The sequence below is a fragment of the Bradyrhizobium sp. 155 genome (assembly GCF_023101105.1).
Classification (GTDB): Bacteria; Pseudomonadota; Alphaproteobacteria; order Rhizobiales; family Xanthobacteraceae; genus Bradyrhizobium; species Bradyrhizobium canariense_D.
Genome location: NZ_CP064704.1, coordinates 6,677,352 through 6,689,479, shown reverse-complemented (window position 1 = coordinate 6,689,479; position 12,128 = coordinate 6,677,352). Strand labels below are relative to the sequence as shown.

Genomic DNA, 12,128 nt, shown 5'->3' with positions numbered 1-12,128 from the left:
TTAACGAGGCGACGACCGGATGAAAAGGTTTGCTCTGATGGTAGTGATCTTGCTTTCGACCTCTTCGATGTCGTCGCGATCTATTCGATCTCCAGGTCGATGAAGCCTTGCGAGCCGAGCATCCGCTCAAGGTCCGTGCGGACCGGCTGGGGGGCAGCGAATGACTCCTTCTCGTACTCAGCGAAGCGTGGTACTTCCGAGGTCGTCATCTTGGCCTTCTTGAAAAGAGCGGCGTAGTTTCGGGTGTTCGATACTCGTTTGCCAATTTCAGCGAGAAGGTCCGTGCAGGGAATCGTTGGATAATTAGCCCTGTGGGTTGAAACGATTGCGTTGGCGCCGGGTTTCGACGCCTCAGGAAGGATTGCATTGAGGATGGCGAGCGGCTCTCCCTTGCTGGCAGCGGCCGTTTGTCCCCAGGGCGTCGCATTGACACTCCCGTGATGTCCTACCTTGTAGAAATTCAGCGCTCCGTTGAGCTTGTTCTTCCGCAAGTTCCACATTACGTTCCAAGAGCAGTTTGCCTTGGTCCCCCTCTTGTATGCTCCATCCCACTCGGCATCGCCGCCAAAAAGAAGTCGCTTGCCCTTCCATTCAAGCAAAAGCACAACGCTCGTGTTGTTACAGACTTTCCCGTCGAGATCTGCAAAGGCGAGTGCCGTCGACAGCATGCGCGAGCGCAACTGACGGAAGTCGGCAGGATCAAGATTACCAGGAGCTGATACTGGTAATTCCGGAACTGCCGCCTCCACTGGGGGAAGCTCCGAATCGATGAACGCCAGAGCATGGCGGAGCGAGGGGTTTCCCTCGTCGCCCGGATAGTAGAAATCAATGTCGCGCTCCGGCCCGAGCACGCTGATAGTTGCGCTGTTAAGCGGCAACGAAAGATCAGCCTTGCTCGAATCTGCATGAACGTAGGTCGGTTTAATGCAGCTTGCCTTCGGCAGCGTTACGCGAAGCGTCCGCATAGCGTCTGCGTTGAGCGCCATCACATTCGCGAGCTCCGTCAATTCAGGTCCGAGCGCCAGGTTGAGGCGCAATGCCTGGGCCATCGCGCCAGCGGCGAAACTATGTAGCTTCTTCGCTTTCTCCGCCTCAGGATGTCTCGGGTCCATCGCGGCATTCATCCAAATCGCCCCAAACGAGATATCCTCCCAGAGGTCCATTCCGAAGCCGGTCATATGATCCTTGTGCTCGTGGGTGACGACCAAGAGATCGATGCGGCGCTTGCCTTTGATCAACGGCAGTAAAGTCTTGAGGTTTTCTATCGCCGCCGAAAGATAATCCGTGCTGCTCAGCGTTCCGCAATCGATGAGGATGTGAAAGTCGCGCCCGTCTTTATGAGCCTTGGGGATCCGACAGTAAATGCAGTCGCCCAGACCGACATCGAACATCCGGATCAGAAGCTTATCTGCCATTGCCGATCCCCCGTTTCGTCGAGTTCGACGTCGCCACGAAGTGAAAAGTGCGGTGACAGCTGAAAGCGGATTGTTCCGTCGACCTTCTGAAAGCCAAACGGCGGCGTAGCTCGCTCGACCAAGCCGATCTCACTGCCGATCGCTTCGCCGACGGCTCCTGCCGCGACCCGCGCTGCAATTGTCTCCAGAAGCTCAGTACGCCGAGCAGCGCCCTGGACTTGCTCTGCCGTGGCTGCCGCATTGGTCCCGACGCTGACGCTGCCTGGCTTGCGGGCCCAGTGGATCAGATTCCCATTCTGGTCGAGTACCATGGTTGCGCCGCAAAGCATGGCCGTCCGCTCGCCGTCGAGGCGGCCAAATTGTTTACCTGCGAGAATAAGATCCTCACGCCAGATATATTGCACGATGATCTGCTCGGGTAACGATCGGCCGTCCCGCGCTAACTTGCTGGCGCGCACGATTTCGCTGACGATCAGATCCGCGTTGAGCGGAATCAGTAGTTTAGCGCGGTTGTCATCGAGGAAGCGATAGGCGCCCCCCCTCGATGCGGCGATAGCGTCGATCGAGTGAAATACGTCTAGGGGCGGCCGTTGAAACACCGGCGCTGGTTCAAGCAACTCCGTCCTGTCGCCTTCGGTCAGAATGCCGCGCCTGATGAAGCAATCGAGCATGAGCGCCCGATAGCCCGAAGGGTCGGTCGGATTGGCAACCTGCTCGGAGCGCAGTACTGCCAACGCATAGTCACGAAAGGTAACGGCGCAAGGGGGTAAGAGGTCAAGTGGTTGAAAGGCGAGCATCTGCATCCGAGGGACCGTGTCGGCCAACGCTCTCACATCGCTGGGTCTACTGCTTCGGCCTTCCTTGTGTCGCTCTAACTCGCGCTCGCGGTGCTGGGCGAAAACACCCCTGAGAATGTCGAACATCGTGGCGGTCATGACCTCTGAGAGCGCGTGCGGCTCGAGCTTACCTTTGAGTTTCTCCATCGTCTGGTCGTTGAGCGCGCTGCGAAGATAGGGTGAGTTAGATGTTGCCTCACCGAACTGCCGAGCAAGGCCTGCAAGCAATTGGGCAGTGTTGAGATCGCCGTTACTTTCCTTGAGCACAACCTTGCGGAAAGCGTTATTTCTGAATGCCATCACAATAGCAGTGAGATCGCCAAAAAACTCGTGAAACGCGGCGGTCTGCGCGTCGACCGATTCGTAGAAGTGTGGCCGAAGCCCGTCGAGCAATGCATGGCCAAATTCGTGGTTTACGATGTCGCTCGACAAGCAAGTGTAGACTCGGTTCTTGTCATCGCCGAACCAATAGAATTGCAGCGACTTGCTAGTCCGGTCGTAGTAAGCGTTTTCGCCATATCCAGCGTGAGGCACGACTATCAGCCGATTACCTTCAAATGCCCAGCTGATCCTGCGACCGAGCGCAAAGCCGCTCTCAAAAAACTCAAGAGTATTTTGCAGGTTTGCCCAGACGCTGAGCTGATGATACTGGAAGCGATCCTTTGTTTTGCTGTTAAGTACCGAGCCGTCGAGCGCTCGATAGCAGTTACACTTGCGGTCCCAGACCGCAGGGGGGGTAAGCGTGTTGCTTGTGGCATCATAGTCAACGACGGCAAAGCGCGCGCTGGTTGGACCGTCGCGCAGCCCGGGCTCCCAAGGCGCAGTGAACTCGGTGTCGAAGCCCGCGCCCTCAGATGCGCTGGCTACAGCCGGATCCTTGAAATAGACCTCGATTGGCAAACGCAGCCCGGTCTCCTTTAGGGCAGCGAGTCCCAGGTAACGTCGGGCCGCATACAGCTCAATTAAGGTGGCGCGCGTTAGCTTCCGATCGGAGTTTCCCGCCGAGCCGTTTGCCTTGGCTTCAGCAGGTGCCTTGGTCTTCTTGGCCCCCATGTCCGCTCCCTCGCGAGGGTGCGCCGCTCTGCCTGATCGAGGCCCTAGTCGAGAGACGCACAATCTCGGGTAGTATAGTCGTCATGTTTGGAAAATTCGAGCAAGATTTTTCAAGCGATCCGATCCTTAGGATAGGCACCGCCCGCGAACGCAGAAACTTCTTGCCTGACAAATGTGCTTCGGGGAGGTTGCACGTAGAGCGCGAAAGGTGTTTGATGGCGCTATGACATTGTAGGCGGGCAGATCCTGAGTGATCCTTCCCAAGCAGATTAACGTAGTCGTTGTCGGGTTTGTGACCGAGAAAAATCTTAGAAGAATCGGTGCCGCTAATCTCCTCGTCTAATGGGTGGGCGTTGGCTTCGCTAGCCTAGCTCGAACGTTCAAAGCGGTTGAGAGGCCGACCGCAGGGCTGAAAGTGTCCGTAATCGGTGCGGGCAGGGTAAAGCAATGAATCATATCTTCTCACCAATTGGCGAGGGATGGCCAAGCTTTCCGAGACGTTCATATGGCAAGCTGGACCAGAGCGAGCCGATTGCGCCCAAGGGTGCGTCGGTGGCCGTATTTTGCTTTGACGTGGTCGATGCTGATTGGCCCGGCTTCGGCGATGGCGGCCTCTTCGATCTTGGAAGTGTGACGCCTCTGAAGATTGACCATGCCAAGTACTGGCAAGGACTTTTCAAACATTATCCAATCGTCGGTCCGGATCCATACGATCAGCTTCCGATCTATCGAGTGGAGATTACAGCTAGCCCGGGCGATGCCTGGTTCGACTTACTCGTTGCGATAACTGAGAACGAGTGGGTGACAATTGAACTTGAAGATTCTGGGTACTTCGAAGTCGATGTTTTTTGGTGGGTTGCTCGCCGCAGCCGTAACCGCATCGAAGGATGTTCAGAGAGTTATACCTGAGGCGGCAGCACTCGACGCAGCGTTTTCGATGGACTCTTTTCCGGACGCCACTTCGTCTGAGCTCTCGGGGGCGATCTCAGCCCCCTCTTTCGACTATCTCATTGGCTTTGATGTCGGTCAGGGTGCGGCGGTAGGTCTAGCCGACGCTAATGAGGATGTTCATCTATATTTCGATCTAGGCGGGGGCGTCTATAGGAATGCGCCCACCAGACCGAAGCCGCTGCGATTCTGCTGGAGAGTGGGTGCAGCGATCGTGCTGAGCCACTGGGATTCGGATCATTGGTCGGGAGAGTTGACGGACCCGCAAGCGAGATCCAGGACGTGGATCGCCCCGCGTCAATCAATTACCAAGAAGCATCTTGCATTCGTCAATCGTATCCTAAAGGCTGGGGCAACTCTATTGGTTTGGGGTACAACCCCGGCAACGCTTCGCATTTCGCTCGCAAGTGGCCGGCAGTCTCTCGAATTGCGACGATGCACGGGTACCGCTGCTCTCCGAAACGGTTCGGGGATCGCCGCCATTGTGGAGGACGCAAGTTCGGGCAAGCAGTGGTTGCTGACCGGAGATGCAGGCTATCACGAGATAGGGACGCCTCCTTCGAACCCAAGCGCAATCGTTGTGCCTCATCACGGTGCTGACATGGGAAGCAGCAGCATCCCTCCTAGCAGACCGCCAGCGTATGCGCGTCTACTCTACTCATTTGGACCTGGGAACCGACATGGGCGAAAGCCCGGGGTGCAGCATCCGACAGTTGGCGCCATGAATGCACACCGAACTCAGTCTTGGGATCATGGCACTTGGGCTGGCAGTACTCCCGGCACCAGCGTGGCAACGCGGGATGTTCTTGCAACAGCGCAACATCCAGGAACGCATTTAGACGGGGCGACCATAGGCTGGACGGTTTCGCCCACCACACCGTTCACGTCATTGCCGTGCGCAGCACCCGGGGCGCCAATCGGATGCACTGGAGCGGTGAAGCAAGCTTGATCCTCTTGAATCGTATCCGGCCGGAAGGTGCACTTGGTGCACTCTAGTCCACCCCACCCCGAGGGAAGGCAAAGATGTTCACAGCTTCAGTTGTCAGGAAGCAATATGCTGTAGGTCATGGAGGGTTTCATGCGGGCAAGATTACGGTCCGCAAGGACGAACTTCACATACCGGAATTGATGATGCTTGACACGAAGGATGCCACGGGCAAGTCGACCACGGTCCTTGAAAAATTCTACGTCTACGATTGCGGGTCGGAATCGCCTCAGTCTTTTGATCGGTCTCTCCGAAATCATGAACGAATGACGGGAGGGCGAACCGATCTGCTTTTCATATCACATCTCGTTTCCGATCATGTAAACAAGATCGATCGGCTCATGGGCACGACACCCGCCAAGATAGTGGTGCTTCCCTATTTGGAACCCGAAGATTTGTCCGAACTATTGATGCGCGAAGTAGATGGCGGGAGCGCCACCGCGTCCATCCGCGACTATATTCGTGACCCGGGCGGATGGTGGCGTCGGCATGGAGCAGATATCGTCGTCTTTGTAGAACCAGGAAACGGAGAAGACCAGCCACCTGGTGGTGGGGTGCCAGACAAGCCGATTGATCCGGAAGGACCGCTTCCGATTTCTCCCGCCTCGGAGGAGGGACTTCAGGCGCGGCTCACCCTCATCGTAAATAGGCCGCGGAAGCCGCCCTCAAAAGGCTTTGTCCCCGTGCCTTATGACACGCCGCGCGATGTTGACCGCGAACTATCAAGCGGATCGTTGTTGGCGGGATGTGGTTCGCATTTTCGTCTTGAGTGGCGAAAGGATGCGAGTGACCGTTGGCGTTTAGGAGACTGGATTCTTCTGCCCTATGTGCATCCTGTTGAATGCGAAACGAGGAGGGCTTTTCGTCGAGCGATCATGAATGAATTGGGCCTCAATTCCTTTGAAAACGAGACGTTCGCGAGCGCGCTGCTCGACAAACTGGCTTCAAATAGGAAAGGGCTCGTCACGCTATACAATGATCATTTCGAAGTAGGGCAGAACGCGATATCGATGTCGCTCTATTCAGGTCCCGGAAGGTCGCTTGGATCTCAATCCGGTTCGGATTGGCTCGTTCCTGCCGGCGACACTCCGATCGGGTACAGCATGAGGCCGTCGCCAGCAGCTTGGTTAGAGACCGGCGACTCTAAGCTCAAACAAAGCGCAAGGCGTCAGCCTTGGCACTCGTTCTTCAATCCCTTTTCGAAGCAAATATGCATACTATCGCTGCCGCATCATGGTTCGTCGAAGGATTTCCATGAGGAAGTGCTAAATTTCGACGGCCTCGCACTTGCGGTAGCTACCACCATTCGAGATCGTAATCGTGTTGCTGGTTTGGAAGACACCCTGAGCCAGGTCCAGGCTGCCGGAAAGCAATACAAGGTCGTAGACGATCGGGCTGAGACCGAATTTCACTTCATGTGTGCGCGAGCAATGCAGCCAATCTAGTCCTGGTGGTACAGCACTGATCTGCTTGGTTCAAAAAGACGCGTTGCTAGAAAAGGTGCATGCGTCCCGATGGCGGAAACTGAGTCGAACGAGACTAATGTGATCGGCACTCGCTTCGGATGGCGTGGCGCCGACGTTCTGGTCCGCGTCGGCTTGTTCACACCGGCCGAGGGAACAGTCAAGAAATTCAACCTGCGGAGACAAAAGCTGTTCTGGCGTTGAAACTCGACCGAGAGATTGTAAGCTGCCTTAGCCCGGGATTGCCTTTTGGACTCAGATTTCATGCGAACAATTAGACCTAGCAGCAAGCATTCCGTCTTCGTTGCCCATTGCGACGAAGATCATCATGAGGCCGAGCAGTACAAGAGCCTCCTTGTGGTTTCCGGGTTTTCGGTTGTGTCTCACGCCGATAGCAGGAGCGAGATCGAGAACGCGCACTTCTTCATATTTTTGGTTAGCGACAAGTCGCTCGCGTCGGATCGCATTCAGCGGGAGCTAGGCCTTGCGTGCGCCCGCCAACGGGAGACCGGGGGATATCAGCCAATTGTAATCCAGGTTTTTACAAGAGAGGGTGACTGGCGAAAGCTCAGAACAGTACCGAGTTTTCCTGTTCGTGATTTCGAAACGGGAGAGCGGACCGGGCTTCTTTCGCTGAACCCATCCTTCGACGAATTGACACACCCTCAAGCGCGCAACGCCTTGATCGCATTCATGCGCCCGACACTTACGGTCGCGCGCGGCGATATTCGGGACGTAAAGAGCTTCAACGAAACCGAGGTCTTCAAGCTGTATGCCGATTTGTTTCCGCCAAACGAACGTGACGACCCGGAGGATATCGTGCATTGGGTACTCGATACCGATCTCGGAACGGTGAGGTCGTTCAACTTGCCAGCCCGGGGAAAAATTTCATATCAGCTGGATTCGCGCTACTTCATTCTGAGTGTTGCGAACAAGGCGGTCGGTCTCGGATTCCTGACGTACGACTATGATGCCAAACTCGCTTACGTGAATTATGTCGGCGTGCAGCGATGCTGGCGTGAAGGCGAGCTCGCAAAAGCTCTCTTTCAGGACATTGTTGATGTGCTGGCAGACCTGTTCCCGGAGTACGAGGCATTGATCCTGGAGGTTGAGCGATTCGACATCGATGCGGTGGACGCAACGATCAAGCAACTGAAAACCGAACCCGCGTGCTTCTCGTCTGAACAGCAGGAGGAGATCCGGAAGTTCCTCCGAATCCGCTTCTATCACAAGCTGGGCTTCTTCTTCTTTGTCGATGCAGCGACGGGCAGGCCACTGGTCTGTCGCTCGCCTTGCGTCGATCCATCCGACGACCCAGGAATTTGGAAGGACGAGGAAGCAGATTATTGGATCATGCACTTCGATCGGCAGCCGACTGCACCGCGCCGTGCGGAGGCTGCTGCAAACTGGCGTCGCGCGATCCAGAGCATGTATGTCGAGATTCTCCTGAAGTCGGTGGCGGAACGCCGTGTCATCGCAAGGCAGGCAGAGATTGCTGAAAAATACTGGGAGTATGGAAATCGGATCGTCGATGGCACCATCGCGAGTACCCAAGGCAAGAGAATTGAGCTTCGTCAATTCCCCGATCAAACCTGGTACGATCGTTGGCGGGGTTTGAAGATCGACTTGCCGATATAACCGCTTCGACAACGGCGATTGACGGCGGCTATGTCATCAGGTCGCCGCAGACTCGAAGGCGTCCTCACTCCCGGCGGGGAGAGGAGCGATCGGAACTCGCGTCGAACTCTGGTGTTCGACGCGTCAGCTAGACATCAAGCTTGAGTTCCGCCCACAAGGGATCCTTGTCCTTGAAATCTGCTCCGTAGGACAGCTTGAAGATCGATCCTTTGAACTTGCCCTGCTCCGTAGTTGTGTCGCCGTCCCCGCGGATGATCTTGCCGCCCGTGCGCTGGTCGAGCCGTTGGTAGAGCTTGTCATAAGGCATGGCCCAGCCTTTCGGCGAGGTCCTTGTCTTCTGTTCGCGAGCCGTCAACTCGACGACGGGAATCATCGCCACCAAGCTGGAGTTCGTCATTAGTTCGAGACCGCGCTCCCGCATGGTCGCATTGTGGCTTGCGTGGTGCCCGACCTTGTAGAAGATAACGCGAGCCAAAATGTCGTCAATCTTTAGAGCCGGTCCGCCTAGCTTGTCGTCAGCGGGATAACTCTGGCGGTCCCACGACAGCCAGTTGCCGACTTGCGCGTCGCCGGGAAACAGAAGCACCCTCTTGTCGGCCAGCTCGAGCGCGAGAGCCAGCGATGTGTTGTTGACGTCGTTGTCGATTTTTAGTGCGAGACTCTCGGCACTTCCGAGCCATTCGTCATCGATGCAACGATCGAAAATCTGTTTCGACCTGTAAAGCCTGGCGATCGGATCGTTAGGCGAACGTGGCACAAGCTTGACCAGGCCTTTCCTGTCGCCGGCACCGTTTTTACCGGCAGGGTAAGGATGCTGATACATCCGTGTGAAGGGCTGGTTGTCGATCTCTGCTCCGGGATCACGGACATCGATGGGGTCGCCGTGAATCGCCGCGAGCCCCGCGACCATTTCCACCTCTTCGTTGCGCGCGAGAAACAGTTCCTCACGGCGCGCGAGATATACCTCGCTGTCTTCCTCGGAGGGATTGAGCCGGCGGAGTAGCTTGTCGTCGCGCGGCGGACCAAGGACGTACGCGCGGAACGCGTCATCGACCCCCCAGCGCACCACCTCGCCCGGTTTGAGGAACGATACGTTGGCGGCGCCAGCGCGCTTCCGCAACCAGTCCAACACCGCTTCGCAGCTTGCGTTACCGGAGAGCTTCCCGTCGGCCTCCAGTTTTGCGACACCAAGGGCGTGAGCTCGAACGTCTTCTTTGTCGCCGTAGAATTGCAGCAGATTGTTCACCGTCTGCATCGCGTCACTGTCCGGCGCGAGCGCCGAATTCAGTGCCAAGCCCGCAAGCGCCGCGAGAGCTTTCTTCGTTTTGTTGCGATAACCGTTCGCGATCTTGTCGGTCCGGTCTTCGGTCCATGCCATCCAGACCTTGCCAATCTTGAAATCCTTGAACTTTTCACTTGCCAGGATGAAGCCGGAAAGGTGGTCATAATGCTCGTGCGTCGCCACGACTAGGTCGACCTGTTCCTCGGTCTCCTTCATGAAATCCGCCACGTTGTCTACGATGCGCGCCTTGCCAAGGGAGGTGGACGGCTTCGCCTCCGCCGTACCAATGCGCTGCAAGACGCCGCAGTCGATCAGCATCTTGAAAACGCGACCGCCGGCGGCGTGCCTGACGAGGAAGAAATCGCCGAGCAATCCGCGGTACATCCGGATCGACACGGTGCCATTTCCGGGAGAACGCAGAGGCGCAGGGCTGTCGTGATCGACGGCGCCATCCGCGGCTCGCGCGGGATTCGCATCTTGCGTCGACTTCCTGCCGGCCGCTGTTCGGGCGGCGGCGGAGCGTTTCCTCTTGCTGGGTCCCGAGGTGGACCTCGATGCTTCTTTCTTCTTGCGCGACTTTTTCTTGAGGGCCTTTGCCTTTGGTGCCACGGCCGCCTCCTATTGACCGCGATGGATCATGGCGAACGGCTCGCGCTCGCCGCTCTCATCCGGATTATACGTGAATCCAAAACCCTCGGGATTCGACAAAATCTTTCGCTGCTCGTCGAGGCGCGTATCATCGGCAATAGGCTTCCGGATTACGTAGCGCAGCAGTTCTTCCTTGAGATCGATGATCAGCGTAGCGCCACCACGGAAGATGAAATCCGCTGTTGCAGGCTCTTCCTCGTCGGCATCGGCCTTCTTCTGCTGTTCGGGATCAAAATAGCCACGCCGCCGTTGCGTCACCTCGATGACGAGTTGCCGGAGGTCTTGCCCGTCAGGTCCAGCTCGCCGTGTCGTCCGCACGCTATGTACTTCGACATTCGGGTAGACTTTCCCAGAGGAGATGCTGTGCGGCACATTCTTCCGGAACACGAAATAGACCCCGAGTGCATTTTCCCAGGCAAGGTCGACCGATACGTCCTCGTCCCGCTCGCGGAGCCACTCATGGACCTTCTTGCGATTTGCTTCCGAGCTTTTGTGAATGTCCTTGCGTGTGTAGTGCGGGGTGAGGTCCAGTTTGAGGGAGTGCAGGTCGTCGACACTCAGAGGATTCGACCCGAACATCTGCTCTGGAGTTTCCCAAAGGAGGTTTTCTGGTGACATTGACAGGCAGTCCTCGACCAGAATGCCGCGCCCGCGGAAGGCTTCCGCGAATGCGATCCGGTAGTTGTGCGAATCGTCGGGCACGAGGTCGGTGTCGGCGGTGATGATGGCACGCAGGAATTCTCCGAACCGGACATCGACGGGCGGCAGATAATCAAGCGCCCGAATGCACATCCGAAGGACATGATCGGCAGATTTGACCGCCTCCCTCGTCAGCCGGGCGACGAGATCAGTATTAAGTCGCTTGCCCTCCCCGCGTGTCACGTTGCCAATGCGCAGCAGGTCATCCGTGCGCGCCTTGTAGATCGTCAGGAATGCATCGAAAACGGCCGCGACAAGAATGGCACCCCGTTCGTGGCACTCGGTTGTCACGGCGAGCAGTTCCGACTTAGGGGCATGACCCACGTATTGGCGCAGCGATGTTCGTCCGACCGTGCCGCGGGCAAATTGTTCTGCGAGTCCGCTCAGCAGGCCAGCTTGGTCGAACGACCCGCCCTTGTCCTGGATGTGCGCGGAAACGGCTTCGGTAAGGGTGAAATGCGACATGAGCGCTACGATGTCGGCGAACGCTTCGTGAAATGCGAGGCTGTCGACGCTCGTCGCTTCCGCGTATCGCCGGTGCAGTCCGTCGAGCACTGCATGCGTGGTCTCGTGGGCGACGATATCGTGCGATAGCGCGGTAAAGATCCAGCTCGCGGCGGCCGATGCGTTGGTGCTGCGGAAATAGCCGAACAGGAGGGCTCGCTTGGCCATGCTGTAGTAGGCATTGGCCTCGCGCAGCGCATGAGGGTAGATGCGTAGCTTGTCCACCGGCTCGTACGTGTTGCGCGCGGGGTTCCAGTGTGGCGCCCAGATCACCTTGCGCCCGAGCGCGCGCTCGAAGATGTGGATAATTTTCATCGCCACCGCAAAAACCATCTGCTGGTGGAATTGCGGATTTCCTTCGGACGGCGTCAGTCCGTCCTGCGCAAGCAAGTATGGGTTGTTGAGATCCACAGGATCGTAGAACTGGCGGCTGGCCGGGTCGACGTCGATGACCTCGACATAGTCGTTAATGGGACCAGGCTGCACCTGATCTTGCTCGGCTGTTCCCCATGGCAACGAGATAGTGGCGAACGCATAGTCGACCGAGCCCAGCCTGCTGGCAGTTTGTGGATCGAAGGCGTAGACACGAAGCCTGCGTGCTGGGGGAGCCGGATACCGGGGGCTCATGAGCTGCACCTAGAGGCCTGAGTATGCAGA

The 12,128-nt window shown here is 57.1% G+C and carries 7 protein-coding genes; 3 read left to right on the top strand and 4 right to left on the bottom strand.

Annotated features, from left to right (window positions below; genetic code table 11):
* Positions 1 to 80: 80 nt before the first annotated feature.
* Both IVA93_RS32035 and IVA93_RS32030 read right to left on the bottom strand, forming a co-directional pair.
* A complete protein-coding gene (locus IVA93_RS32035) occupies positions 81 to 1,415 on the bottom strand; it encodes a ComEC/Rec2 family competence protein (protein WP_247789433.1) in 1,335 nt (444 codons plus the stop codon).
* A complete protein-coding gene (locus tag IVA93_RS32030) occupies positions 1,397 to 3,304 on the bottom strand; it encodes a gluzincin family metallopeptidase (RefSeq protein WP_247789431.1) in 1,908 nt (635 codons plus the stop codon). The genes IVA93_RS32035 and IVA93_RS32030 overlap by 19 nt, the downstream gene beginning before the upstream one ends.
* Before the next feature lie 447 nt (positions 3,305 to 3,751).
* On the opposite strand from IVA93_RS32030, the gene IVA93_RS32025 reads away from it, so the two are divergent.
* The 3 genes from IVA93_RS32025 (at position 3,752) to IVA93_RS32015 (ending at position 8,338) form a co-directional block, all read left to right on the top strand.
* Complete coding sequence (locus IVA93_RS32025) at positions 3,752 to 4,213, top strand: hypothetical protein (RefSeq protein WP_247789429.1); 462 nt, start codon at positions 3,752 to 3,754, stop codon at positions 4,211 to 4,213.
* Between the two features lie 1,062 nt (positions 4,214 to 5,275).
* Complete coding sequence (locus IVA93_RS32020; protein ID WP_247789428.1) at positions 5,276 to 6,682, top strand: hypothetical protein; 1,407 nt, start codon at positions 5,276 to 5,278, stop codon at positions 6,680 to 6,682.
* A gap of 282 nt (positions 6,683 to 6,964) precedes the next feature.
* The gene (locus IVA93_RS32015) at positions 6,965 to 8,338 is read left to right on the top strand and encodes a toll/interleukin-1 receptor domain-containing protein (RefSeq protein WP_247789427.1); all 1,374 of its coding nucleotides are present in this window, start codon (positions 6,965 to 6,967) and stop codon (positions 8,336 to 8,338) included.
* A gap of 127 nt (positions 8,339 to 8,465) precedes the next feature.
* On the opposite strand, the gene IVA93_RS32010 is transcribed toward IVA93_RS32015, so the two are convergent.
* Both IVA93_RS32010 and IVA93_RS32005 read right to left on the bottom strand, forming a co-directional pair.
* Entirely contained in the window at positions 8,466 to 10,229 is a 1,764-nt protein-coding gene (locus IVA93_RS32010) for a ComEC/Rec2 family competence protein (RefSeq protein ID WP_247789425.1), read from the bottom strand.
* Between the two features lie 9 nt (positions 10,230 to 10,238).
* The gene (locus IVA93_RS32005) at positions 10,239 to 12,098 is read right to left on the bottom strand and encodes a gluzincin family metallopeptidase (protein ID WP_247789423.1); all 1,860 of its coding nucleotides are present in this window, start codon (positions 12,096 to 12,098) and stop codon (positions 10,239 to 10,241) included.
* Positions 12,099 to 12,128: the final 30 nt, after the last annotated feature.

What these genes read in the sequence shown, in the direction of transcription:
- IVA93_RS32035 (WP_247789433.1), bottom strand. Translation starts at nt 1,415, where the DNA reads ATGGCAGATAAGCTTCTGATCCGGATGTTCGATGTCGGTCTGGGCGAC.
- IVA93_RS32030 (WP_247789431.1), bottom strand. Translation starts at nt 3,304, where the DNA reads ATGGGGGCCAAGAAGACCAAGGCACCTGCTGAAGCCAAGGCAAACGGC.
- IVA93_RS32025 (WP_247789429.1), top strand. Translation starts at nt 3,752, where the DNA reads ATGAATCATATCTTCTCACCAATTGGCGAGGGATGGCCAAGCTTTCCG.
- IVA93_RS32020 (WP_247789428.1), top strand. Translation starts at nt 5,276, where the DNA reads ATGTTCACAGCTTCAGTTGTCAGGAAGCAATATGCTGTAGGTCATGGA.
- IVA93_RS32015 (WP_247789427.1), top strand. Translation starts at nt 6,965, where the DNA reads ATGCGAACAATTAGACCTAGCAGCAAGCATTCCGTCTTCGTTGCCCAT.
- IVA93_RS32005 (WP_247789423.1), bottom strand. Translation starts at nt 12,098, where the DNA reads ATGAGCCCCCGGTATCCGGCTCCCCCAGCACGCAGGCTTCGTGTCTAC.